Annotated in this window: 20 protein-coding genes; 13 read left to right on the forward strand and 7 right to left on the reverse strand. The window is 42.8% G+C overall.

Going from position 1 to position 25480, the window contains the following annotated elements; genetic code table 11:
• The first annotated feature begins 15 nt into the window (after window positions 1-15).
• From glmS to glmU, 3 genes are all read left to right on the forward strand, one after another.
• On the forward strand, window positions 16-1872 hold the full coding sequence (gene glmS, locus EO95_RS02070) for a glutamine--fructose-6-phosphate transaminase (isomerizing) (protein WP_048131670.1): 1857 nt from the start codon (window positions 16-18) through the stop codon (window positions 1870-1872).
• A gap of 93 nt (window positions 1873-1965) precedes the next feature.
• Window positions 1966-3270, forward strand: coding sequence for a phosphoglucosamine mutase (glmM, locus tag EO95_RS02075; protein WP_048131672.1), 1305 nt, complete (start codon window positions 1966-1968; stop codon window positions 3268-3270).
• On the forward strand, window positions 3267-4460 hold the full coding sequence (gene glmU, locus EO95_RS02080) for a bifunctional sugar-1-phosphate nucleotidylyltransferase/acetyltransferase (RefSeq protein WP_048131674.1): 1194 nt from the start codon (window positions 3267-3269) through the stop codon (window positions 4458-4460). Before glmM ends, glmU begins: the two co-directional genes overlap by 4 nt.
• Before the next feature lie 225 nt (window positions 4461-4685).
• On the opposite strand, the gene EO95_RS02085 is transcribed toward glmU, so the two are convergent.
• A complete protein-coding gene (locus EO95_RS02085) occupies window positions 4686-5249 on the reverse strand; it encodes a hypothetical protein (protein WP_048131676.1) in 564 nt (187 codons plus the stop codon).
• Between the two features lie 318 nt (window positions 5250-5567).
• Window positions 5568-5765, reverse strand: coding sequence for a hypothetical protein (locus EO95_RS02090; protein WP_048140475.1), 198 nt, complete (start codon window positions 5763-5765; stop codon window positions 5568-5570).
• Window positions 5766-6427: 662 nt separating this feature from the next.
• Between EO95_RS02090 and EO95_RS02095 the strand changes: the two genes are divergently transcribed.
• Window positions 6428-7546, forward strand: coding sequence for an AAA family ATPase (locus EO95_RS02095; protein WP_048131679.1), 1119 nt, complete (start codon window positions 6428-6430; stop codon window positions 7544-7546).
• Between the two features lie 347 nt (window positions 7547-7893).
• Window positions 7894-8154 (forward strand): hypothetical protein, encoded by a 261-nt coding sequence (locus tag EO95_RS02100; RefSeq protein WP_048131681.1) that lies wholly within the window; start codon window positions 7894-7896, stop codon window positions 8152-8154.
• A 233-nt stretch (window positions 8155-8387) separates the two neighbouring features.
• On the opposite strand, the gene rnz is transcribed toward EO95_RS02100, so the two are convergent.
• The gene (rnz, locus tag EO95_RS02105) at window positions 8388-9305 is read right to left on the reverse strand and encodes a ribonuclease Z (RefSeq protein ID WP_048131682.1); all 918 of its coding nucleotides are present in this window, start codon (window positions 9303-9305) and stop codon (window positions 8388-8390) included.
• A gap of 506 nt (window positions 9306-9811) precedes the next feature.
• Between rnz and cobA the strand changes: the two genes are divergently transcribed.
• The 8 genes from cobA (at window position 9812) to EO95_RS02145 (ending at window position 20115) form a co-directional block, all read left to right on the forward strand.
• A complete protein-coding gene (gene cobA, locus EO95_RS02110) occupies window positions 9812-10579 on the forward strand; it encodes a uroporphyrinogen-III C-methyltransferase (protein WP_048131684.1) in 768 nt (255 codons plus the stop codon).
• 27 nt (window positions 10580-10606) lie between these two features.
• Window positions 10607-11398, forward strand: coding sequence for a uroporphyrinogen-III synthase (locus EO95_RS02115; RefSeq protein WP_048131685.1), 792 nt, complete (start codon window positions 10607-10609; stop codon window positions 11396-11398).
• Between the two features lie 223 nt (window positions 11399-11621).
• Window positions 11622-12821 (forward strand): 12,18-didecarboxysiroheme deacetylase, encoded by a 1200-nt coding sequence (gene ahbC, locus EO95_RS02120; RefSeq protein WP_048131687.1) that lies wholly within the window; start codon window positions 11622-11624, stop codon window positions 12819-12821.
• A 297-nt stretch (window positions 12822-13118) separates the two neighbouring features.
• Complete coding sequence (locus tag EO95_RS02125) at window positions 13119-13784, forward strand: molybdopterin-dependent oxidoreductase (RefSeq protein ID WP_048131689.1); 666 nt, start codon at window positions 13119-13121, stop codon at window positions 13782-13784.
• 305 nt (window positions 13785-14089) lie between these two features.
• A complete protein-coding gene (locus EO95_RS02130) occupies window positions 14090-15043 on the forward strand; it encodes a phosphotransferase (RefSeq protein WP_048131691.1) in 954 nt (317 codons plus the stop codon).
• 96 nt (window positions 15044-15139) lie between these two features.
• Entirely contained in the window at window positions 15140-15904 is a 765-nt protein-coding gene (locus tag EO95_RS02135; RefSeq protein WP_048131693.1) for an HAD family hydrolase, read from the forward strand.
• Window positions 15905-16516: 612 nt separating this feature from the next.
• Window positions 16517-17170: an HAD family hydrolase gene (locus EO95_RS02140; RefSeq protein WP_048131694.1), complete on the forward strand. Its 654-nt coding sequence runs from the start codon at window positions 16517-16519 to the stop codon at window positions 17168-17170.
• 335 nt (window positions 17171-17505) lie between these two features.
• The gene (locus EO95_RS02145) at window positions 17506-20115 is read left to right on the forward strand and encodes a valine--tRNA ligase (protein WP_048131696.1); all 2610 of its coding nucleotides are present in this window, start codon (window positions 17506-17508) and stop codon (window positions 20113-20115) included.
• Window positions 20116-20697: 582 nt separating this feature from the next.
• Here EO95_RS02145 and EO95_RS17965 read toward each other — a convergent pair.
• The 4 genes from EO95_RS17965 to EO95_RS02165 all read right to left on the reverse strand — a co-directional run bounded on the left by EO95_RS17965 (window position 20698) and on the right by EO95_RS02165 (window position 25468).
• Complete coding sequence (locus EO95_RS17965) at window positions 20698-20871, reverse strand: hypothetical protein (RefSeq protein ID WP_200894979.1); 174 nt, start codon at window positions 20869-20871, stop codon at window positions 20698-20700.
• Between the two features lie 113 nt (window positions 20872-20984).
• The gene (locus EO95_RS02155; protein WP_048131738.1) at window positions 20985-21968 is read right to left on the reverse strand and encodes a hypothetical protein; all 984 of its coding nucleotides are present in this window, start codon (window positions 21966-21968) and stop codon (window positions 20985-20987) included.
• 2 nt (window positions 21969-21970) lie between these two features.
• Complete coding sequence (gene flaJ, locus EO95_RS02160; protein WP_048131699.1) at window positions 21971-23593, reverse strand: archaellar assembly protein FlaJ; 1623 nt, start codon at window positions 23591-23593, stop codon at window positions 21971-21973.
• Window positions 23594-23605: 12 nt separating this feature from the next.
• Window positions 23606-25468 carry a type II/IV secretion system ATPase subunit gene (locus EO95_RS02165; protein WP_048131701.1) on the reverse strand — a complete coding sequence of 621 codons (1863 nt, stop codon included), beginning with the start codon at window positions 25466-25468 and terminating at the stop codon, window positions 23606-23608.
• Window positions 25469-25480: the final 12 nt, after the last annotated feature.

Consider the following 25480-nt stretch of genomic DNA (forward strand, 5'->3'; position numbering starts at 1 on the left):
GAAGGAGATAAAAAAATGTGTGGAATTGTCGGATATGCAGGAAGAAATGCTGCTGCACCGGTTCTTATAGAATCTCTCAAAAAACTTGAATATAGGGGATACGACTCCGCAGGGATTACCGTTCTTGGCAGTGGAATTGAAACTTATAAGGCAGTCGGGAAAATCATAAATCTCGAATCCGAAATCCCAAAGAAACTCGGAGGAACTGTCGGAATAGGACACACCCGCTGGGCAACCCATGGACGCCCAAATACGGAAAATGCCCACCCTCATAACTCGGGAGTAAACCCGGAAAAAATCTCGATCGTGCATAACGGGATTATTGAAAATTACATGGCATTGAAAGAGCGGCTTATTGGAGAGGGTTACCAATTCAAATCCGAAACCGATACAGAAGTGATCGCACATCTTCTGCACAAACACATCTATGGGAAACCGGATGGAAAAGAAGCTCAATGCGAACTTCTTGTAGGACTTAGAGAAGCCTTAAAAGAGATTGAAGGATCATATGCTCTTGGAATAATCTCTGCGGATGAACAGGGAAAACTCGTGCTTGCCCGCAAGGACAGCCCTCTCGTCATAGGGCTCGGGAAAGGGGAAAATTTTGCTGCATCTGATGTAACCGCTTTTCTGAACTATACCAGGGATGTTATCTTTGTAGATGACTTTGAGACAGCAGTGCTGAGCCCTTCAGGTGTGGAGATATTTGACAGGGAAGGAAATCTCAGGGAAAAGAAGATAGAAAAGATAGAATGGGACTTTGAGGCTGCAGAAAAAGCAGGTTATGAACATTTCATGCTGAAAGAGATTCATGAACAGGTCACTGCAATCCACGACACCCTGGCAGGCAAAGTCTCTGAACTTGAAGGAGCTATATACTTAAACGAACTGAACCTCAGTGAAGACGAAATAAGGAAACTTTCAAGGGTTCAGATCCTGGCATGCGGAACTTCCTGGCATGCAGGCTTACTTGGGAAATACCTGTTTGAACAGCTGGCAGGAATCCACTGCGATATTGATATCTGTTCGGAGTACAGGTACAGAAACCCTGTGATGAATGAAGGGACCCTTGCCATTGCGATTACTCAATCAGGAGAAACTGCAGATACTCTTGCAGCCGTGCGGGAGATTATGTCTTACAACTGTCCCACGCTTGCAATTACGAATGTTGTGGGAAGCACGATTACAAGAGAGGCAAACAGCGTACTCTATACGCGGGCAGGACCCGAAATAGGAGTCGCTGCCACAAAGACCTTCAGTACCCAGATTACCCTTCTATATCTCCTCGCTGTAAAGTTCGCTCTTGTAAGGGGCAAGTTAAGCCATGATTATGTAAAGAATTTCATTACGGAAATCCGGAAAGTCCCGGGAGAGATCCAGCAGATCCTTAACCAGAAGGAAGCGATAAAGGAATGTGCTGAGAACTTTGCCCATGCAAAGAGCTACTTCTTCCTTGGCAGGCACCTTAACTACCCTATAGCTCTCGAAGGAGCACTGAAACTCAAAGAGATCTCATACGTGCATGCCGAAGGCTTTGCTGCAGGAGAACTGAAACACGGACCTATTGCCCTTCTTGACGAGGGAACTCCTGTAGTTGCAATTGCCACCAGGGGACAGACTTATGAAAAGATGCTCAGCAATATTAAAGAAGTGAAAGCCAGGGATGCTGTTGTGATCGCGATTGCCGACAGTAAGGACACGGAAATCGGAAAGTATGCAGATATTGTCCTCAGAGTCCCCCAGAGCGACGAACTGCTGGCTCCCCTTCTGAGTGTTGTCGTGCTTCAGTTGCTTTCTTATTACACTGCTCTAGCCAGAAACTGCTCTATTGACAAACCTCGCAACCTTGCAAAGAGTGTTACTGTCGAATGATTGTAAAGGCTGAGAATATCAGGATTTAAATATAACAACAGAATACGGGATTTCAGAACAGAATAAAACTTCATGAAATATGGAGTGGGATTTATGAAACTCTTCGGATCTTCAGGAATTAGAGGCATAGTTAATAAAGAAGTTACACCCGAACTTGCACTGCAGGTAGGGCTTGTGTTAGGAAGCCGGAAAAAGACCGCAGTTATCGGGAGGGACCCACGGGTTTCGGCGCCTATGATAGAGCACGCCCTGGTCGCCGGGCTGACTGCTGCAGGCTGTGATGTTACAAAGGTGGGCATGGTAACTACTCCGACTCTGGCATATGCAGCCAGAGAATATGAATGCGGAGTAATGGTTACAGCTTCACATAACCCCTCAGAGTATGTGGGGATAAAGCTATGGAATCCTGACGGCATGGCTTTTGACTCAGCCCAGCAGGAAGAAATTGAAGAAGCTATCGAAAAAGAAAACTTTTCGCGAGTTACCTGGGACTTTATAGGGAAAATTGCTGAAGACGAAAATGCCATTCGGGACCACATGGATATGATCGAGGGTCTTGTAGGGAATTCCGGGCTGCGCGTGGTTCTCGACTGCGGATGCGGAGCGGGAAGCACAATCACCCCATATCTCCTGCAGGAACTTGGCTGTCAGGTAATAACCCTGAATTCCCAGCCTGACGGACATTTCCCGGCAAGAAACCCTGAACCCAATGATCAGAACCTCTCCCTGCTTAAAAAGGCAGTTGTGGCGTTCGAAGCCGACCTCGGAATAGCCCATGACGGAGATGCGGACAGGATGATGGCAGTCGACGAAAAAGGTAACTTCGTATCCGGAGACGACCTGCTTGCAATATTCGGGCGTTTTGAATGCGGAGATAAAAAAGGAGCTGTTGTCGTGCCTGTAGATACCTCCATGATGGTGGATGATTATCTTGAAGGTTCTGAAATCATAAGGACAAGAGTTGGGGATGTCTATGTTGCAGAGGGCATAAAGCAGTACGGAGCCATCTACGGCGGAGAGCCTTCAGGAAGCTGGATTTTCCCTGAGATTTCCTACTGCCCTGACGGGATCTATGCAGCTGCAAAGCTTGTTGAAATTGTCAGGGAAAAGAAGTTAAGTGAGCTCAGGGCAGAACTTCCTGTTTATGCCACAAAAAGGGGTGCTCTTCCATGTGCAAACGAAAAGAAAGCAGAGTTCATGGAAAAGGTAAAAACAAGGCTTGAACCCCTTGGAAAAGTCCTTGACATTGACGGGATCCGCGTGGAACTTGAAAACGGCTGGGTACTTGTCCGCCCCTCGGGCACGGAAGCAAAGGTAAGGATTACGGCAGAAGCCAGGGAAAATGTAGATGAGATCTACGACATGGCAGAAAAAATAGTGAAGGAGGCGCTTAAATGAAAGCAGTTGTCCTTGTGGCAGGCAAAGGCACAAGGATGGAACCTCTCACCTCCGACTGCCCTAAAGTAATGCTTCAGGTTGCAAACAAACCGATACTTGAACATATCCTGAACGCAGCCGTAGAAGCAGGTATCGAGGGTTTTGTCTTCATTACGGGATACCTGGAAGAGCAAATAAAAGCCCACTTCGGGGACGGAAGCAAATGGGGAGTAAGCATCGAGTATGTGCAGCAAAAAGAGCAGCTAGGAACTGCAAATGCTATCGGCTATGCAAGAGGGCACGTTGAAGGGGCATTCCTTGTACTTAACGGGGACATGCTCATCGGGCAGGAGGACTTGAAATCCCTGGTTTCCAGGAAAGAAGAAGCTGTCATCTGCGTAAAAGAGGTGGAAAACCCTTCGGATTTCGGAGTTCTTGAGACCGAGAATAATAAAGTAGTCAGGATAATTGAAAAACCGAAAAATCCCCCGACCAACCTTGCAAATGCCGGGATTTACCTTTTCAGGGAGTCCATATTTGACTTAATTGATAAAACCCAGCTTTCCGTAAGAAAGGAACTTGAGATAACAGACTCCATTCAGATGCTGATCGACAGCGGAGCGCCTGTAGGCTACAGCCCCCTTGAAGGCAGGTGGATTGACATAGGATATCCCTGGGACCTCCTGAAAGCAAATGAACACCTTTTAAAAGACCTCAGGGGCAGTTGTGAAGGCACCGTGGAGCCAAATGCAACCATAAAAGGTGAAGTTGCAATCGGAAAAGGCACTCTCATCCGAAATGGTTCCTATATCGAAGGGCCTGTGGTAATAGGTGAGAACTGCGATATAGGGCCCAACTGCTTTATTCGCCCTTCAACTGCAATAGGCAACCGTGTAAGAATCGGAAATGCCGTGGAAGTAAAAAATACAATTGTTATGGAAGGCACTCATGTGGGGCACCTGAGTTATGTAGGAGACAGTGTCATCGGGCGCCGCTGTAATTTTGGAGCCGGTACGAAGGTTGCAAACCTCCGTCACGATGGAAAGAACATAAAGGTGATGCTGAAAAGCAGGATTCTTGACTCCGGCAGAAGAAAACTCGGCGTGATCATGGGAGATGATGTGCATACTGGCATCAATACGAGTATAAATATAGGCGTGATAATGCACAAAGGAAGAGCCACCCTTCCCGGAGAAGTAGTAAAGCACTGAGCCGGCATCAAAGTAAGAAAATGAATCAGGACTCCCCTCCTTTCCCTGGTGGCATAGGAGGGGAAATCCCTGCATGTTTTTGTTTTAATCTATGTTCTTTATTTTCTGTATTTGAATCTATATTTTTTATTTGAAGCTATTTTATTTAGTTGGATTTATATTTTTTAGAAGAAGTTATTTTATTTAGTTGAAGTTATTTTATCACTTATGAATACATTATCGAGCTTATGAATACAGCTGTTTTATGCTCCAGAACACTGTGTTTCGGAAGAAACCTTTTACTTCCACATTGAGAGATCCGTCATTCATTTTCTCTACAGCTTTCCTTAAAGGATCATCTGAAGCAATTATCTCTCTGATAGTCTCTTCGTCGGATTCCACAGTTATGGAGGGACCGAACTTTGAATTTGGATCATTGGGAGTGTCATACCTGTAAAATTCTCCTACTTTTCCACTCCTCATAAGTAAAGTTACGTAGAGCATTTCACCATTCTCAAGTTCAATTCTCCCCGCAATCTCTTCACTTGCCACCAGCCTTTTTACAAGGGATGGCACGTTATCAAAGTTCTCGTTATAGAGCTCCATCTGCGCACTTAATTCGGAAAAAAGATCGTTCTCCGTACTGGAATTAACAGAAGTTGTAAATAATTCAGCTGCTGTAACATTACCCGCACTGGAAGCATTACCCGCACTGGAAGCATTACCCGTACTGGAAGCCGCACCTGCTGCATTAACAAGCAAAAGCACAACCAGAAGGGAAACAATAGCCCTATTTTTCCAATAAACCATGATTGAAAATAAGAAGCAGGGATATAAAAAAGTTATCAATATAAATTAAAACTCTCCAAAAAGGAAGAGGAGTGGAGAAATTGAACTGTCTTAAAATCGAATAATAAAAAACGAAATCAAAACCAAAAATAAGAAACAAAACCAAAACCAAAATCAAAACCAAAATCAAAAATAAGAAACAAAAACAAAAACAAAAATAAGAAACAAAACCAAAACCAAAAATAAGAAACAAAACCAAAATCAAAAATAAGAAACAAAACCAAAACCAAAACCAAAAACAAAAAACTTACCGGGATAAGTTTTATCCAGCGGCAAGATTTAAAGTTTAAGAGAGGGTCTGAACACCTCAGAACAGTACCTGTCGAAGACCTGGTCTTCAACCTGTTCACAGATTTTCTTATAATCTTTCGACTTTGGGTCGTGCTTGTTCATAGTCTTTTTGACTTCAGCGTTCATCTTATCAAGAGTTTTTTGGTCGAAACCGTCCGTATTCTCCATAGTAAACATATAAATCATACTCTAGAATTAACTTAGTTAGATGCTTAAGATTTTTTGCATTATTTAAATTTCTATATTACATACACAGTATTACCATACAGATAGATTAATCGGGTAACACACTGGTAATTAATTGCCAGCTTTTAACTATTTTTGAAAATAGTTTTAATTTAATAATTAAAATATTTATATTATTGCTCTAATATATTAGCTTTCCCTTTTAATCGAACTTCATTTTTACTTCAAATGAGTAGACCTGAGGGATTTGCCAAATAATCCATTATGGAAGCCTCTTTACTCAAAGAAAGAACTCATCAAAGCCTGCATAAACGATTGTTCAAGCAAATTTTAAACAATAAGCTTTTTAGGGCTTACTCCTATAAATATTTTACATTTGGAGGGTATCCTTCAGGACATACACATCTATACATTACATTAAATATATGAATATATAATGGTTACCTGAAGTCCATAGACTGTATTATACAGATAAACGATAGGAAAATAATGTCCTGCATGAATAATTTTCAGTAAACGGGTTTCTGTTATACGGAGTTAAGATAAGGCTTTCGCAATCGAATATCCATACTGGTTCATGGGGTTAATTATATTAGCTCTTCAGGTCACTATAAGGTATAGAAAAGTATTAGGTATAGAAAAGTATTCGAGTTGATAACAAAGTGCGACCGGTCTCACAAAGAGTGAACGCGAAGAAAATTCACGAGAACAATGCCGAGCTCGGGAAATCCACATCCGAACTTCTTATCCTGAAGCCTGAAGGATATCCCCTGAGCGGCATGATGGAAGAATATCCTGTTATTGAAAACAAGGATGTTTTTGAATTCTATGCACGGGAACAGTGGAATGGGAATGTTGCCCGCAAAGGAGATTATCTCTTTGACAAGAGAATGTTTCCTGACTTCGCATACCGCATTATAGATGTGGAACCTGCAGAATCCATAATAGGAAACTCAACATCCATTATCGTAACCGAAGAGGAAAATGGAATTTCTCCCTCTGAAGAAATAAAAAGTGATGTTAGATTTGAAGATGTGATAGGGCAGGAACTTGCAAAACAGAAATGCAGGCTTATTGAACGCTTTCTGGAAGAGCCCGAACGTTTTGGGAAATGGGCACCAAGAAATATTCTGTTCTTTGGACCCTCGGGCACTGGAAAAACCATGCTCGCAAAAGCCCTTGCAAGCAAGACCGATGTGCCGATAATTCCGGTCAAGGCTACCCAGCTAATAGGGGAATATGTCGGGGATGGAGCCCGTCAGATCCACCAGTTATATGACCGGGCAGAAGAGATGTCTCCCTGTATAATCTTCATTGACGAACTTGATGCCATTGCCCTGGACAGGCGATTTCAGGAGCTCAGAGGAGACGTAAGCGAAATCGTAAATGCCCTTCTGACAGAAATGGACGGAATAGTTGAACGAGACGGAGTCTGTACCATCTGTTCTACAAACCGTGTCAATTCCCTGGACTCTGCTGTGAGAAGCAGGTTCGAAGAAGAGATTGAATTTGTCCTTCCGGCGGAAGAAGAAATCGTTCATATACTGGAATCAAATGTGAAGACTTTCCCTCTGCAGGTAGAAGAATTTGATTTTCAGACACTTGCAAAGAAAGCTAAAGGGCTTTCAGGCAGGGATATTGTAGAAAAAATCCTTAAAACCGCCCTTCATCAGGCAATCATCGAAGATAGGGAAATTGTCAGCGGTAAAGACTTTGAAAAAGCCCTTGCAAGATTGGGCAGGAAAGATTTTATCCAGGACCCAACCCAACTTTATGTATAACCCTTGAAAGAGAAATAACCTAAATGAGAAAGTGCCTTTTAATCCCTTTTCTATGAGATATTTCCAGGCACCTATCTTAGGTATAACTCTTTACCTGCTTTTACAAGTTTCCTGTGAAGACTAATTTGTTCAGTCTAAGGAAGTTTTCTTTTCAGCTCTGGTAGTTTATAAGAAGATTTTAAGAAAATTTTAAGAAGTTTGTAAGAAGACATTAAGAAGTTTGGAAGAGAAGTTTCTTATTAAAGCCTCTGGGATAGTTTTATGTATAAAAATCATTATTCTTTATCAGAAGTTCTATTTAAGTAAGGTCTCAACTATACCCTAAACAAGATTTAAAAGGGATTCTCATGAATGAAATACGTGAAGTCGACCGCTTTGAGTGCAGGGTTATAAGCGTAACCCATAACATGGCCTGGAAAGGTGTGACAGTTGAAGAAAATGATACAAAAGGGAGGGTGTACTTCGGAAGGGTCAACGGTGAAATTGAAATCAACCCTGGAGACACATTCTATCTCGGTATCAAGCAGATCTATGAAATCGAAGACAAGACCATGAAAGTTACACTCTACGACGCTGAAAACAAAAACCTGGACTGGACACTTGTCTGAACAACCTGATAATACTGAATAAAGATTCTTTCTGCAGGTTTATTTCCTGTAGAGAGATTTAATCTAATTTTTAAACTCTGCTTTAAAGAAAACTTCAAATATTCCGCAAAAAGCCCTGTACCCAGTATATGAAGGCTCAATCATATCTGTTTGTTCAGGTCTGGTTATTCAGGTATGTTTGTTCAGCTATGTTTATCCAAGTCTGCTATTCAGATCTGCTTATCCAGGTCTGCTTATTCAGGTCTGTATGGTATCTCAAGTTCCATCAGGTCTTCGGCTACAACTACATTTTCAAAAACTATTTTTGAATCTTTCAGGATAGGTTCCACATCATCAGTATAACGTGAGCTGATATGGGTAAGGACCAGTTTCCTGACTCCGGCTTCTTTTGCAAGGGCTGCAACCTCACCTGCTGTCGAATGCATGGATTCTTCCGCCCAGTCTGCCATCTCGTCAGCGAAGCTGCCGTCATGAATTAAGAGGTCGGCATCCCTGCTGGCTTCAAGCACTGCTTCACAGGGCCTGGTATCTCCGGTGTACACGATTGTCCTTCCGGGCCTCGGGATTCCCATTACTTCTTCGGGCCTTACGAGCCTTCCGTCCACTTCTACAGGATTTCCCCTTTGAAGTTTTGCAAAAAGGGGACCAGGAGGGACGCCGAGTTCGACTGCCTTTTCCCGGTTAAAACGTCCGGGGCGGGGGTTTTCCACAAGGGCATAGCCAAGACTCGGGATGCTGTGTTCGGTCTTTAAAGCCCGGACTACATAACTTTCCCCTTCTACAGTGTCTCCGGGACTCAGTTTCACGCCCCGTATTTCATATTTAAGGTTGAAATAGCCAAGGGCTTTAAAAAGCTCAGTAAATTCCCGGGTCCCTTCAGGACCGTAGATCGTCAACGGCTCTTTCCTGCCCAGGAAGGACATAGTTTGAATGAGGCCAGGAATTCCAAGAAAATGATCTGCATGAAAATGACTGATGAAAATAGAGGACAGACTCATCATCCCCGTTTTTGCCCGCATCATCTGCTGCTGGGTGCCTTCTCCACAGTCAAAGAGTACAAGTTCCCCTTCTCTGTTGATCATTACTGCTGACGGATTTCTGTTACGGGTCGGGAGGGACCCTCCAGTGCCTAGAAAAGTTATGCGAAGCATGATGAACTCACTGATTATGATGAAATTACTAACTGGTAACAATGAAATTGGTAACAATGAAATTATCAGTTACAATGAAATTGGTAACAATGAAATTATCAGTTACAATGAACTCACTAATTACATCAGAGGTATTTATTAATTGCCAGTCGCTCTATACTCTTTAATAACACTCTCTTTTTCAAGAATCAAACCATAAGCAAACACATATAGTATACAAAAGAGGAATAAGAGATATAAGATAAGTATACGATTTAATATATATAAGCTTGGCAATAAAACTGTATGAAGATGGTATACTATTTATTATAAAAGCTCTTTAAACCCTACAGATTTACATTTCTATAAAACCTCTCCTTCTTATTAGAAGATGGCTTTCCACCTTCAGAAGAAGTTATCCTGTTATGGAACCTTCCCATGAAAGTATAAGGTGTCATCTATCACGACATGAAGGAAGAGAATTATCTATCAACAATTGTAAAGGAAGAAAAAGGAACCGTCGTCATATGTCAGGAAATTACGGAAAAGTTTATCTTGTGGGTTCTGGTCCCGGCGACCCTGAGCTTCTGACCCTGAAAGCCCGTCGGCTGATTGACAGTGCTGAAGTCATTATCTATGACCAGCTCCCTGGAAAAGTGATCCTGGACTCAATGCCGGAAAGCGCAGAGAAAATCGATGTGGGAAAATACGCGGGCAATCACACCATGACCCAGTCCGAAATCAATGAAGTGCTTGTGCAGAAGGCAAAGGAAGGCAAGATGGTGGTCCGGCTAAAAGGAGGGGACCCCTACGTCTTTGGAAGGGGAGGAGAAGAAGCTGAGGTGCTTGTAGCAGAAGGCATAGAGTTCGAAGTGGTGCCAGGGATTACCTCTGCAATTGCAGTGCCTGCATATGCAGGAATTCCCGTAACCCACAGGGAAAGCACGTCGATGGTCACCTTTATAACAGGGCACGAAGACCCCACAAAGGAAGAGAGTGGACTGGACTGGGAGACCCTGGCAAAGTTCAACGGGACCATTGTAATCTTTATGGGTGTAAAGATGCTCAGGCGAAATACTGCAGAGCTCATGAAGCACGGAAAGGACCCGAAAACCCCTGTTGCAGTCATAGAGAAAGGGACCCGACCTGACCAGCGGGTAACCGTTGGAACCATTGCAGATATCGCAGACCTGGCAGAAGAACGAAAAGTAAAGGCTCCTGCCATCACGGTTGTAGGAGACGTGGTCCGCCTGCACGATATCCTCGGAGAACAGTTAACGGGAGTGGAATTTTAACCCGACGAAATGACAGGAGAAGGGAACATGACAGAAGGAAAAAAGCCTGTCCTTGCAATCATGAGGCCGGAAAGTTACCGCGAAAAGTCTGAGGCACTTGCCAGAGAGTACGGCTTTGAGCCCATCTATGCCCCCATGATAAAGCTTGAAGGCATGAAAGACGAAGGATTTGAGCCCTTCATTCAGAGGGTCATTGACGGAACTTCGGATTACGTTGTTTTTACAAGCGCAAACGGGATAACTTTCACACTGGACAAGCTCACGGAAACTGAAAAGGAAAAATTCATCACAGCCCTGAAAAAGACCAGGGTAATAGCAATCGGCCCGAACACGGAGAAAGAGCTTGTAAAAATAGGGATTGAAGATTCTTTCCTGCCCGAAGATTACAGTTCCGAAGGAATTGTAGAAGCTCTCTGCCCTGAGGTAAAAGGGAAAACATTTGACCTTGCAAGAAGCGCTTTTGGGGCTAAGGTTTTGATAGAAGGCCTTGAAAAGTGCGGAGCAACAGTCTATGAGACTCATGTGTACACCCTCAACATCCCTGAAGGTGCAGCCCAAAAAGAGCTCATAGAACGCGCCCTCTCAGGAGAAGTGGATGCCTTTGCCTTTACAAGCTCAATGATGGTCAAAGGCTTTATGAAACATGCGGAAAAGCTGGGAGCAGGAGAGACCATAAAAGAGACTCTTGGCAAGGCTGTTGTAGGTGCCATCGGGACTCCTACAGGAAATACCCTGAAAAAACACGGGATCAATGCAGATGTAATCCCTGATGAGTTCACCTTCGAAGCCCTGATAAAGGCTATGAAAAAAGAGCTATGAACAGCCAGCTCTAAGGGTTATTCAAGAAATATTCTACAAGTATACTCAGAAATTTATGCCGGGAAAGCGCTCAGAATCTTTCCCGGTGAAGCCATCTGAGGTTTAACTCAAATTGTTTTGAGGACTGGCAAATAAAAGACCCACTAAAAATTTACCCATAAAAGCCGGTTCAAAAAACAATACTTAAAATTCTGGAAAACAATCTTAATTTTGACGGATCGACATGATAGGCATTTCAAAACTTTACTGCGGAACCGTGGAACCTTCTGATGCCCTTCGTTATGGAAGGGACTCAAAGAGGCTTCCCTCTCACCTACTGCAGTTTTCGAAAGATAAAAAACCGGTAGTAGTCTGGAACATGACCCGCCGATGCAACCTGAAATGCGTCCACTGTTATGCCCAGGCACAGGATGTGGAGTTCAAAAACGAACTTTCGACCGAAGAGGGAAAAGCCCTTATCGATGACCTTGCAGCTTTTGGCTCTCCTGTTATGCTCTTCTCCGGGGGCGAGCCCACGATGCGAAAAGACCTGCCGGAGCTTGCAGCCTACGCCAGAGAGAAGGGGATGAGGGCCGTAATCTCAACAAACGGGACTCTTATAGATAAACCCCTTGCAAAAAAGTTAAAAGAGGTCGGGCTTTCTTACGTCGGAATTTCCCTTGACGGCATAAGAGAGACAAATGACAGGTTCAGGGGCATGCAGGGAGCATTCGATGCAGCTCTAAGGGGCCTGCATAACTGCCAGGAAGAAGGCATAAAAGTGGGCTTGCGTTTTACCATCAACAAGCAAAACGTCAGGGACATCCCTGCAATCTTTGACCTCCTTGAGAAAGAAAAAATCCCGAGGATCTGCTTCTATCACCTTGTCTATGCAGGCAGAGGCTCGAAGATGGTAGATGAAGACCTTTCCCTCGAAGAGTCCAGACAGGCTGTAGACCTGATTATGGAAAGGACAAAGGAGCTGCACAAAAAAGGCTTCCCCGCAGAAGTCCTGACTGTGGACAACCACTGCGACGGTCCCTACCTCTATATTAAGCTCCTTGAAGAAAATCCGGAAAGGGCTGCCGAGGTATTCGAACTCCTCTCGATGAACCAGGGCAATTCCTCAGGAATAGGCATCGGATGCGTTTCCTGGGACGGCGCTGTACACGCAGACCAGTTCTGGAGACATCACTCTTTCGGGAATGTGAGGGAAAGGCCTTTCAGCGAGATCTGGACCGACCTGAGCGACGAACTGATGGCCGGGCTCAAGCACAGGAAGCCTCTTATTCAGGCCCGTGGAGACCGCTGTGCAAAGTGCAAATGGTTCGACGTCTGCAACGGAAACTTCAGAGTTCGAGCCGAAGCCGTTTACGGGGATGTATGGGCAGATGACCCTGCCTGCTACCTTACAAAAGAAGAAATAGGATACGATGAGGCCTGAAAACTTTTCAGGCTTATTCCCTTTATCGCTTTCTTTTTTCGGCACTTTTCTTAATCTCTCTTCAGTTTTTGTCTATTTCTTTACATCTGCCAACCTTAATCTCCCGGATTATTACTTCCTCGGATTATTACTTCCTCGGGTTATTACTCTTCCAGATTATTACTTCCAGATTATTACTCTTCCAGATTATTACTTTAACACTTAAATTTTCTTTTATAAATAGCCATTTATTCCCGCTGAATGCATATTTTAAGGAAAGGACATGCAGGAAATAAGTTGATGGGGGCAGAATAATACATGAAGCCGATCCATTTACTTCTAATAATTTCAGTTGCTTTTACAGTATTTTCAGGCTGCGTATCCGACAGAGGAGAACCGGGAGTCTATGACAACCAGACAGAGACTCTTTCTTATCAGGGTGAACAGTTAACCCCTATTGCACAGCAGCGCAACAATGCCATCAAAGGCACTCAGTATATTGAAAGGGAAAGTTACAGGCTGCAGGTTGATGGGCTTGTGGAAAACCCCCGAGATTTTACATATGAAGAAATAACCGGGTTACCTCAAACTTCAAAAGTTGTTGACCTTAACTGTGTAGAAGGCTGGGGTTTTACCGCAAAATGGACAGGGGTCCGGATAGCCGATCTCTTTGAAGAAGTGGGGGCTATGGAAAATGCAACAACGGCTATTTTTTACAGTGCCGACGGGTATTCCACTTCCCTTGATATGGACTATCTGCTGGAAAACGACATCATAATTGCTTATAAACTAAATGATGTAACCCTGCCGCCTGAAAGAGGGTTTCCCCTGCAGCTTGTGGCTGAAGGCAAATATGGATACAAATGGGTGAAATGGATAGTAAGAATTGAGCTCAGTGACTCACCTTACAGAGGGTACTGGGAGGAACGCGGGTACAATAACATAGCTGATGTCGGCGGACCTGCTTTTGAAAAGAGAGGGTAAAAATCCGTATTGAAACACCAATAATAATATAAGATACCCAGGCTATAGTATACTGTTGCCAGTATTGAAGAATCAAACCCAGAGATTCAAACCCTATTACTGGCTAAATTTGATTATTACAGGGTTTGATCATAACCGCCTTTTATTATTCTATCTTTATGAGAGCTACATTTCATGAGTGCTACGTTTCATGATCTGTATTTCATTGCAGTACTGTTTAAAGCAAGTACTGTTTAAAGCAAGAGATATGCGAGGCAAAGAATATAGTTGTTGAGATTGTTTCTGGAAAAGGGGGGTAATTTGAAGTGGCAAATAGCCATGTTAATACTTTGTACCCTGGGGACCCATTCAGGGACTGGCTTGTTGAAGAGGTTGTAGGACACCGGATTCGCGACAAAAAGTGTCTTGTGGATGTTATTAAGTACAATTCCTCTCACACAGTCTGCAGGTATCAGTTCAAAGGGGAACACTTCAGCGTGATGGCAAAATTTTTTGCAGAACCCACTGGGAAGCTGAAAGCTTACAACTCTTATAAAGGTATGATGAATGAATACCGGAACCTGAAAAAAGCAGCTTCGATAATAAATGTTGCAAAGCCTCTTGCAGTAAATAAAGATTTTAATTGTGCCCTTGTAACCGAACACATACCTGGAAAATCTCTGGGCTGGCACCTTAAACGCGAAGAGGACCTTTATGAAAAGCTTGCTGCGGTGGCTCATATGCTCAGGCAGCTGCATGATAATACACAGTCATCCACTTACAATAAAGAAAATGAGTTTAGAAACTATCATGACGTGCTGGACCACCTGAAACTGGATTACAGCACCAGGGAGACTTTCAACAAACTCCTTGGAGAATGGTGGTACAGTTCCTGGCTCGACCGGGAATACGGATGTATGGTTCACAGGGATGTTACTCCCTCCAATTATATTTTTTGCAAAGGAAAGCCCTATGCACTTGATTTTGAAAGTTCCTGGTTTGATGCACATCCTGTAAGAGACCTCGGAATTCTTACTGCGGAACTTAAGAACGAATTCGAATTGCACAAAGGAGGAGGCTGGAAAGCCGAGCCGTATATAGGGAACTTCCTCTGGGAGTACAGCCGCAGAGAAAAGGATTTTTTCTACATTACCAGAATTCTGCCTTTTTTCATGAGTATAGGGCTGCTTCGTTCGGCAAGGCTTCACCAGAGCGATTACAGGGATTACCTGATAAAAGAAGCACGTGAATGTTTAAGTGCAATTCATAGAGGGAATTAAGGAAATAGAGGAATGAAGAGTAAAATTAAGGAGATTGAAGGAAAAATTAAGGGGATTGAAGGTAGATAATGAGATTGAAGGAAAAATTAAGGGGATATGGGAGGCAAGAACATTTCCAGAGACCATGAATCGGAACCCAGCGAGGGCATTGTCACCTTTCTGGGTGCTCCTGCCGGAGCAGGGGAAGAGGTATTTGAAAGCTGTCAGATAAAAGGTGCTATTTTTGACTGCTATCAGACGCTTATCGATATCCACACCGAAGAACACAGGATCGAGACTTATGAGACTGTAAGCGCATGGCTTGCCTACCATGGGGTAAAAGTAAAGCCGGAAAAGCTGTGGGATACGTACATATTTAAGGTTCAGGAAAGGATGGAGGACTCAAAGGAGATATACCCTGAAGTCAGGGTGGAGGACATCTTTGCCGAGATCTGCAGGGAAAATTCGATCTGGAAAATCGATGAAAAACTCCTCGGAATTGAGACCTCAAGAGTCTTTCGAGCAGCTTCTATACGGAAACTCCGCCCCTTCCCTCAGAGCATAAAGCTAATTGAGCACTGCATAAACATCCCCAAGTGCATAATCTCCAACGGGCAGAGGGTTTTTTCCGAACTGGAACTCCGGTTTCTGGGGCTCTACGACTACTTTGATTTTGTTATTTTCTCGTCCGATGTGGGATACAAGAAACCTGACCTCAGGCTTTTTATGACCGCACTCAAAAGGATGGAACTCGAACTCGAACCCAAGTGTGTTATGTCCATAGGGGACTCTTACGAAAACGAGATACTTCCAGCCAGAAAACTCGGGATGCAGGCAATGACTATTGAAGAAGCCTGGGATTTTTACGGGCTGAAAGACTGATTTTTCAAAAACGTTCCCTCTCTTTTGCGGAGAGGTTTATTGTTTAGGCTCTTTGGCATACTCTATGGATTAAGATGATTTTCAATTCAAGACCGCTTTGGTTTTATGAGGATATTCACACAAAACAACGAAGAGCCATTGTTTACACTAATTCTGTTTCTTGTGGTCCCGGACCCATCTCCTGATATAATTAAAATATAAGAAAATGAAAGCTCCGGCTTTCTATCCCTTCCCATAAAGGGTTGTAACCAACATGCAGCCAGAGATAACTTCCCATTACCCTGTAAACTGTTTTTCAGTTCACGCTTAAAATAGCTCCCGCCCGGCTAATCTGGCAGCGTCTGCCAGAGAGAAACAAAAAAGAATTAAAGCCCCGCGTCTATCTGATTTTGCAATAATGTTCGCTCAAGAGAATGAGAGGTAGAAGAGGATTTAAGAGGGAAGACTATAGTTAATTTGAAGAGATGTATATATATTTATACCATATATGAGTATTTGCACAATGCCTATATACCATGACGCGCATCAAAATCTAAGTAGAGAAAGAATATACACAAGATCCAATATCTGACAAAATTCGATTAAATTCAAAAAAATCGAAGGAGAATCCCTATGCTCCAAAACGGAAAAATTAAAGGCATAATCTTTGACTGCTACAAAACCCTTATTGACATCAAAACAGACGAAAAAAGCCGGGAGACAAACGAGAGAGTGAGTCGCTGGCTGCTTTACCAGGGAGTGAAGATTGAACCTGATAGGCTCAGGGAAGAGTACAGGTGGAAAGTCGTGAGCAGGCTGGGAAATTCCGGACAGCAGTACCCAGATATCCGCATAGAAGAGATTTTTGCCGAGATCTGTGCAGAAAATGCTTTCAGGGAGATTGATTCTTACTGGCTTGGAATTGAAACTGCAAAGGTCTTCAGGACTGCATCCATAAGAAAACTGGAAGCTTACCCGCAAAGCCTCAGGTTGCTTGAAAAATATAGGAACATCCCTAAAGGTATTGTCTCAAACGCCCAGAGAGTCTTTACGGAGCAGGAACTGCGCTTCCTCGGCTTATACGACCGTTTCAACTTCGTGATCATGTCTTCGGACCACTGTATCAAAAAACCTGATACAAGGCTTTTCAAAATGGCTCTTGACCGCCTCGGGCTTGAGCCCTGGGAAGTGCTTTCAATCGGAGACACTCCGGAAAATGACATCTATGCACCTCAAAGCCTCGGAATGAATGCAATGCACATCCACAGCGCGTGGAAATACGCATAAGGGTATGAGAACACAAAAGAAAGCGTAAATTAGAAGAACTGTAACTTTTAATTTTTTTTATAACTTTTACGGCTGTTTATTCATTTGCTCCTTTTTTTGCTCGTTTTTTGTTTGCCGTTAGACTGACTGTTGATAAACAGTTGTAAATATATTTAGTTATGGGATCCGTTTTTCCGGGAAAAAAATACAATCAACAAAAACTAAACATATAATCTGACAATTCCTGCACAGTCAGAGATTTCCATAACATCCAAAACCAGATATATTTAAATAATCGCAAGCACTCTAAAACCCAAGAAATTCTTATACTTATTTCCCAATCATGGAGTGTCTTTATGACAGAATCGGAAATTCCAAAAGAATATAACGCAAACGAGGTTGAGGAAAAGTGGATGGAGAAGTGGAACCTCTCCATGTACCACTTCAACTGGGGAGAAGATACCCGCCCCCAGTATATTATTGATACCCCGCCTCCCTATCCTACAGGCAATTTTCACATCGGAAACGCGCTCAACTGGTGCTATATCGACTTTATAGCCAGATACAAACGCATGCAGGGATATAACGTAATGTTCCCCCAGGGCTGGGACTGCCACGGCCTGCCAACGGAAGTTAAGGTTGAAGAAATCCATGGCATTACGAAAAACCAGGTTCCCAGGGCGGAGTTCCGCAGGATGTGCAGGGAGCTTACGGGAGGAAACATCGACAAGATGCGCAAAACAATGCTGCGTCTGGGCTTTTCCGTGGACTGGAGCAACGAATTCGTTACCATGGAGCCTTCATACTTTGTAAAGACACAGAAGTCCTTTGTCAGGATGTACAACGGCGGGCATATTTATCACGAAGACCACCCTGTCAACTGGTGCCCCCGCTGTGAAACTGCCATTGCTTTTGCAGAAGTAGAGTATGATGCCGGGCAAACGAAACTTAACTTTGTCCACTTTGATAAGGTAGATATCGCAACTACAAGGCCAGAACTGATGGCAGCCTGTGTTGCCGTGGCCGTAAGCCCCAAAGATGAACGCTACAAAGCATACGTAGGGCAGACCCTCACAGTACCTATCTTCGGGCAGAAAGTGCCACTGATTGCAGACGAAGCTGTTGAGCCTGAATTCGGGACCGGCGCTGTTATGATCTGTACCTTCGGGGACAAGCAGGACGTGCGCTGGTGGTTAAAGTATGGACTGCCTCTGGTAAAAGCCATCGACAAACAGGGCAAGATGACAAAAGCAGCAGGCAAATATGAGGGAATGAGCCTGACCGAATGCAGGGAAGCTGTAATTGCAGACCTGAAAGCCGGGAGTTTCCTCTATGACCAGAAACCCCTTGATCAGAATGTAGGGCTCTGCTGGCGCTGCGACACTCCTATTGAAATCCTTTCCGAGCCCCAGTGGTTCGTAAAAATCAACCCTGAGGGCATCCTGAAAGCTGCAGATGAGATAAAATGGTACCCTGAATATATGAAAGTCAGGCTCCAGAACTGGACAGGCACGATGGAATGGGACTGGTGTATCTCCAGGCAGAGGATCTTTGCAACCCCGATTCCCATCTGGTACTGCAAAAAGTGCGGAGAGGTCATGATTGCCGAAGAGAGCTGGCTCCCGATCGACCCCAACGAAAATGCACCAAAAAGAGCCTGTGCCTGCGGTTCAACTGAGTTTGAACCTGAGACAGATGTGCTGGACACCTGGATGGACTCCTCGATCACTGCCCTGCACGTCTCGGGCTGGGAAAGCGAACACGAGCTCCGCCTGCCTGCACAGATCCGCCCTCAGGGACATGACATTATAAGAACCTGGGCTTTCTACACAATTCTGAGGAGCCTGGCTCTTGAAGGCATGAGGCCCTGGGATTCAATAGTGATCAACGGGATGGTACTCGGGCCTGATGGGCATAAGATGAGCAAGTCTCTCGGAAACGTAATCTCTCCAGAAGAAGTGACTGCACAGCACAGTGCTGATGCTTTCAGACAGTGGGGTGCTGTTGGAGGTTCCGCAGGCTCTGACGTAATGTTCCGCTGGAAAGACGTGGTTTCAGCATCTCGTTTCCTGCAGAAGATGTGGAGCATCTACCGATTCTCGATGTCCCACTTAAAGGACTTCGGGCCTGAAGATGCTGAAAACTTCCCCCTGGATTCTCTCCTTACAATCGACAGGTGGCTCCTGAGCAAGCTTAACAGGCTTGTGGACACTGCCACAACGGAGCTTGATGGATACCAGTTTGATTCCACATTCAAGGCTATAAGGGGCTTTGCATGGGAGGTCCTTGCAGATAACTACCTGGAACTTGTGAAAGGCAGGCTCTACGGTGAAGATACGGAGGGCAGGAAAGCAGCCCGGTATGTACTTTACACAACAACTAAGACCCTCTCCCTTCTGCTTGCTCCGTTCATACCTTTCTTTGCAGAAGAAATGTACTCCAGGTTCAGCAATGAAAGTGTGCATATACAGGCCTGGCCTGCAGTCAATGAAAGCCTGATAAGCGAAGAAGCTGAAGCCGCAGGCGAAATGATCAAAGAGATCACAGGTGAGGTCCGCAGGTATAAATCAGACCTGGGAATGGCTCTGAACTCTCCTCTGAAAAAAATAGAGATCTACAATGCAAGGATCGATACAGGGGATATTGCAGGGGCTACGAACTCAGAAGTGGAACTTATGGAAGGTGCTCCTTCATTTGAGTATGTGCCTGTAGAGGTAAAGCCCAATATGGGTTTCCTGGGCCCGCGCTTCAGAAAAGATGCCGGGGCCGTTGTGAAAGCTCTTCAGGCAGAAGACCCTGCTGCAGTTGAGGCTCAGGTAGCTTCAGGAAAAATAACCGTTACTGTAAACGGCGAAGCAATAGAACTCGAACCCGCAGCAGTTGAAGTCCGGAAAGAAGTAATCTCCGGAGGCCGTGAGGTAGAAGTTCTTGATGTAAAAGGCGCAGTAGTCTTAATTGTCAGGTAAGCTTCGGCACCCGAGTTGCGGGATCACAGGAAATCTGAGATTTCCAGGGAGTTGCACTGCAAGTGCAACAGCCCGCAGTCCTTTTCGCTCGCTCAAGAGGACTAATTTATGGATTAGAGCAGTGAAAAAGAAGAAAACAGGTAAATAATAACCTGTGACTTCTTTTCCTTCTTTTTATTACTTATTCCTGCTTTCAGGGCGTCTTTTTTGATGGATCTCCAGAAAATCTGTGGAGGCAGTTTATATCTGCTTGAATTGGAAAGGCGTGCTTCAGGGTTAAGAATGGCATTTATCTGGTTGACAGGCTCCCGTCCATGTGCGGCGCGGGAAAAGAAAACTGAAAGATTCTCTACGGCTTCCGGTATAGATAAAACAATTAATCAGAACCAACCTGATTTTAAAAGATTATAATGCTCAAGGAGAATTATAGAAAGAGATGAGAGAATAGTAGGAGAGAAAATATAAAGAAAGAGGATTTCAATTAACCTTCAATTCCACCAGCTTCCGAATGATTTACAGAAAGATTGGAATTTACACACGGATTTTGATTTTTCAGGTCTTTTGAAATCCTCAGAACATATTTTATACCTGCGTTTGCCTCTTTACCAGCATCAGAGAAAAAGAGAGGATAAGAAGCGCTGCATAGAACATTACACCGGAATCAAATCTGTTATACAATGACAGCCATGTGTATACGAGCATTGATCCTGAAAACACTGCTAAAACTATAAGTCCGACATATTTTGCATCTACCATTTTTCATCACTCACTTTGCTTATTATTGTACAATTTATTTTTGTTATATAAGTTAGAATCTCAGTTTGAGTACTGGAAATTTGCTATCAGTATCGTAATAAACCGTTGATAAATTATGATTTTGAATATCGCCCTTGTTTTTTCAGATCCCTGAGAATACCTTCAAGGTCGGATTTCATCAGCTTCAAATCCAGATCTTCTCCTTGCATATCATCCATGAAATTGACCTTTTTCTCTTTAGAAATTACGATTTCCTTCTTAAGTGAGTCTAATAGACTGTCACTTTCATCACCAAACTTTATTACTGTCGAATTGTCATCAAATGAGAAGCTACCTTCATCAGGTTCATTATCCAGTCCCTCAATTTTAATATCAAATTCATTTCCATCGAACATTAAGTCATTATCAAGTGATTCACCAAGTTCTGAAGCCATCTCACCAAAAAACGGATCTGCCGTATTAGCTTCAGGAATATTGCTTTTTAAAGTGCCTGTAGTAGACATTTTGATTAGAAGGTCATCATCAAAATCTAATTCGTCTTTTTTGGATTCGACTACTTTCTCTAGATTATTGACATGATTCGTTACACTAAATTTTGAATTTGTTTCCTTTTTATTTGTTTCCTTATTATCAGATAAGGAAACAAATTTTCCTTCATCATGTTTATTCCTTCGAGGTAAAGTGGATGAAACAGATGAAATTTTATTTTTGAAGTTAATAAAAAGTTTCCGACCAGCATCTTTTGCTTTAAGGAATATTGTTTCCACTTTTTCAAGATACTTTTTGCTGGAGTTACCATGGATTAAGCGGGATTTTTTCTGGACTGAACTGGACATTTTCAGACTTGAACCTGATCTTTTCGGGATAAAGCTGCTAATTTTTTTGCAATACTCAGAAAAATGCTTCAAGCCCTCCGAACTGAAAGTTGTTATTTTCTGGTTCAGGTTCGAAAAAAACTTAAACTCCTCTAGATCGAATGAGGCTCCGCCTTTACTTTTATACATATCGTAGAGAGTTGTTGTCCCCATAACAACCAGAGTTACAAAAATACCTATGAAGATCGTAAAATTGGTCTCGTATATGGTTATTAAATCCATATTCATATGCCTCCTGCAAGACTATCAAGTGCTCCATTAAATGAAAAGGCCATTTCCACTAAAGGAGGAGTTATAATCATCAGTACCCCTGAAAGGATACATATAGAGATACCGTAATAAATTGCTAAGTACATTGGTCCCCCTTTTACGGCAACAATTGCTAATATGTTAGCAACCGTTAGAATAATAATAACTACTATAACAAATTGATTAAGTAAATCGATAGGAACTCCGCCAAATATGCCTAAATTCATGCTACCCATACCGGTAGGTAGACCTGAAAGTTCTGAGTCAGTAACATCAAACTGGGCAAAAAGAGATGATATGATAGTAGAAAAGATCGTCAGGATCTGGCCGATAAAAAGAAGAAGGGCAACCATTGCTACATGCAGAGGTATGACAAGACTGGTAAATCCTTTGGATATGCGTTCCCTTTTCATTCTTAAAAGAACCAGTTCAAGGTTGGATGAGCTCACAAGCTCTCCTACCACTTCTGCATTACCCCCGAAATTTACAGCATCTACAAAAACATTTGAAAATTTGTATATCAAATAGCTGCCCGTCTCTCCGACAAATCTTTCCCAGCACAGCGTAGGATCCAGCCCTGTTGCCAGTTTCTTGTAGAGCTCCTGACTCATGTCTTTGAGCTCTCCAAGGTTTTTTGGATCGATCTTTAGAAGGGCTTTTGGAACTGTCAGCCCGGAACCACTTATAATAGACCCTAAGCTACTTATAAAAGTGGTATAACATTCATCCCTTTTGTTAATTTTTTCAATATCTCTATTTGCCGCAATTCCGACAGGCATCATAATAACTCCTGCAAGAATCATTCCGACTCCTTTAATATCAATGAAAAACTCAGGTGAACCGATAAAAGTCGGTATAATGGTGAATATTATAACAGCCAGAGTGGATAGAACAAGTGTAAGAGGAATCCACTTATGAATGAATACCTGCTCTTTTGATTTTACACTTAAACTATGGACTTTAGAATCTTTAGGAGAGGATGAAAAAAGTAATCCTACCCCAAGAAACGCCATAAAAAATACAATAACCATTGTGGAGTAAAGCGTATCCGCCGGGTCACCAATATTATATAAAATTACTGAAAGTAATATAATTATAGCTACAAGGGATGTAGAGACAAGCAATGCTGTGTAAGCGTTTGACCATTCTTTAGTGGTTTCAAGGTCTCTTTCGAACTCATCTTTTCTTTTTGTTTTAAATAATTTCCATTCTTTGGTTAGAAATTCATTATCAGGTTCTCCTGCAGCTATAGCGTTTGATAACCTGTTCAGAAGTTCCCGCAGTCTATCGTGAGTTACTTTTGTGGATATGATTTCACATGCATTGGCATAATCATAATGCCAGTTCAGAGCCAGTTCTTTAATCTGATTAAAATATTTACTTGGACAATATTCTTTCTTATCAGATATGCTTGTGAATATTTTGTCTCTTGTTAGATTAGCAGTTGAGATTGAAGCCATATAAGTAAGAGTAAAAAGCAGATCGTTACTCATATAGAGTTCTTTCTTGTAACGTCTGAGTTTAAGAGAAAACCAGTCTAAAATAGGTTGTAAATTAGACTTTTTGTTGAAAATGTTTTTTACCCTATAGATTCCCATCTAAACCACCATTTAGAATTGAATCCTCAGAATACCATGTTTCGTAATCTTTGCGACCGTATTGAAAAAGTCGTAATAATTTACAATTCCTTCATTGTTTAATCTCTCCAGTATTTTTGCTCTTTTTTCAATTTCATCATAAATTGCTTTCTTTTTCTTACCAGGAATTCCAAGCCTTGTAGCAATTTTATTTTCAAGGATATATGAACTTCCCAGAGCACTGAAAATAAATGAATCGGTAACAGGATCCCAGGAAAAGGCTTCAATGAATGAAATTCCACCCTTATCAGGATTGTATCCGAGAACCTCATTTATACTGAGGACTCTTCTCACAAGTTTGCCATCCGGTCTCCGGACCGCAGATTGGATAATGACAAAGTTGAGGTTATCCACGTACGTTTTAGGAATGTTTATAGGGTCAGCGGTAAGTCTCTGGATCAATTTTTCTACGTTTGCAGCGTGGAAGGTTGACATGACAGGGTGCCCGGTCTGCATCGCCTGGAATGCGACGTTTCCTTCAACTCCTCGGATTTCTCCTACAAGGATGTAATTTGGCCTCTGCCTCAATGCTGCTTTGAGGAGGTCGAACATTGTAACATCCGAACCGCTACCTTCTCCTACTCCTCCGCCCCTTGTACTTCCTCTTGTTGTTTCTCTGGTCCAGTTTTTATGAGGAATCTGCAGTTCAGGCGTATCTTCAATTGAAACCAGTTTAGAATCAGGGTTTATAAATGCTGTAATACCATTCAACGTAGTTGTTTTTCCACTCGCGGTTTCACCGCATATAAAGCCGCTCATTCCCTCAGAGATAAGAATCCACAGGTAAGCTGCCATCCTGTAATCCAGGGTTCCGCCTTTTATAACCTGAAGAATACTGAATGGAATGTCAGCGAATTTTCGTATGGTGAAATTACTCCCGTTTTTACTGATATCATCCCCAAAAACAATATTAATTCTTGACCCGTCCGGGAGTGTGGAGTCCACTATGGGGTTTTTGAAAGTGATGGGTTTTCCGATCCTCTCTGCAAGCCTGATAATATATTTATTGAGTGCATCATTGTCATTAAATTCAATAACGCTCCTCAGACCCTTGAAAACCTTGTGTTCAATGAAGATGGGCCCCAGACCATTGCATGTTATATCCTCAATATGACTGTCATTTATATATGGATCAAGGAAACCCACGCCGATTTTGTCCCTGAGAACTGAGTATTTCAGCGCTTCATAATGCTCTTTTGTGATGTACATCTGATTTTTATCCGGATCATCCTTAACTGGAAATAATCTGGACCCGAATAGTTTTTTGACCCCGGAAGTAGAATTGTCAACCGGCTTTTTATTGCCTATTATGCAAATAGCTTCTAAGGATTCTTTCAGTATCCTTTCTTTTTCGTCTAAATTTTCAGGATCAAACTCAATCCCTGTAAGGTAATCTACAAGTTTGATTTCTACTTCTTTAATGAGCCGCCCAACTCCGGTAAGAAGTATAGGTTCAATAGGAATATAGAAATTCCTTACGTCGTTTTTGTTTGGATAAATGTGAACATATATCTGGTCGTTGACCTTGTATATCAGATTGGGGTCCTCTATATCACCGTGTTTTGATTCAAGCTTAGAAACATATCTGGGTATACCCATTGTATCTATGGGCAGGATATGCAAGTACTCCAGAAGATGAAGGTTGATTTCAACCTCCTTTTTCATTTCCGGAGGGAGAAGTTTGTAAAGGTTACAGGTTTTCAGGTTTGAATGGTCATGTCCGTCATATTTTTTTGGTTTAAACGGAAAATTTGTATATACTCCTGCATTAAGTGCACGACCATCTTCAATACTCAGCTTCTCTTCAATACTCAGCTTATCCTCAATAATATCCATGTCAACCCCCTA

This window comes from Methanosarcina sp. 1.H.T.1A.1 (assembly GCF_000979295.1).
In the GTDB taxonomy this organism is placed as follows: domain Archaea; phylum Halobacteriota; class Methanosarcinia; order Methanosarcinales; family Methanosarcinaceae; genus Methanosarcina.

Excerpts from the sequence above, each read along its gene's own strand:
- glmS (WP_048131670.1), top strand. The coding sequence starts at position 16 with ATGTGTGGAATTGTCGGATATGCAGGAAGAAATGCTGCTGCACCGGTT.
- glmM (WP_048131672.1), top strand. The coding sequence starts at position 1,966 with ATGAAACTCTTCGGATCTTCAGGAATTAGAGGCATAGTTAATAAAGAA.
- glmU (WP_048131674.1), top strand. The coding sequence starts at position 3,267 with ATGAAAGCAGTTGTCCTTGTGGCAGGCAAAGGCACAAGGATGGAACCT.
- EO95_RS02085 (WP_048131676.1), bottom strand. The coding sequence starts at position 5,249 with ATGGTTTATTGGAAAAATAGGGCTATTGTTTCCCTTCTGGTTGTGCTT.
- EO95_RS02090 (WP_048140475.1), bottom strand. The coding sequence starts at position 5,765 with ATGATTTATATGTTTACTATGGAGAATACGGACGGTTTCGACCAAAAA.
- EO95_RS02100 (WP_048131681.1), top strand. The coding sequence starts at position 7,894 with ATGAATGAAATACGTGAAGTCGACCGCTTTGAGTGCAGGGTTATAAGC.
- rnz (WP_048131682.1), bottom strand. The coding sequence starts at position 9,305 with ATGCTTCGCATAACTTTTCTAGGCACTGGAGGGTCCCTCCCGACCCGT.
- cobA (WP_048131684.1), top strand. The coding sequence starts at position 9,812 with ATGTCAGGAAATTACGGAAAAGTTTATCTTGTGGGTTCTGGTCCCGGC.
- EO95_RS02115 (WP_048131685.1), top strand. The coding sequence starts at position 10,607 with ATGACAGAAGGAAAAAAGCCTGTCCTTGCAATCATGAGGCCGGAAAGT.
- ahbC (WP_048131687.1), top strand. The coding sequence starts at position 11,622 with ATGATAGGCATTTCAAAACTTTACTGCGGAACCGTGGAACCTTCTGAT.
- EO95_RS02125 (WP_048131689.1), top strand. The coding sequence starts at position 13,119 with ATGAAGCCGATCCATTTACTTCTAATAATTTCAGTTGCTTTTACAGTA.
- EO95_RS02135 (WP_048131693.1), top strand. The coding sequence starts at position 15,140 with ATGGGAGGCAAGAACATTTCCAGAGACCATGAATCGGAACCCAGCGAG.
- EO95_RS02140 (WP_048131694.1), top strand. The coding sequence starts at position 16,517 with ATGCTCCAAAACGGAAAAATTAAAGGCATAATCTTTGACTGCTACAAA.
- EO95_RS02145 (WP_048131696.1), top strand. The coding sequence starts at position 17,506 with ATGACAGAATCGGAAATTCCAAAAGAATATAACGCAAACGAGGTTGAG.
- EO95_RS17965 (WP_200894979.1), bottom strand. The coding sequence starts at position 20,871 with ATGGTAGATGCAAAATATGTCGGACTTATAGTTTTAGCAGTGTTTTCA.
- EO95_RS02155 (WP_048131738.1), bottom strand. The coding sequence starts at position 21,968 with ATGGATTTAATAACCATATACGAGACCAATTTTACGATCTTCATAGGT.
- flaJ (WP_048131699.1), bottom strand. The coding sequence starts at position 23,593 with ATGGGAATCTATAGGGTAAAAAACATTTTCAACAAAAAGTCTAATTTA.
- EO95_RS02165 (WP_048131701.1), bottom strand. The coding sequence starts at position 25,468 with ATGGATATTATTGAGGATAAGCTGAGTATTGAAGAGAAGCTGAGTATT.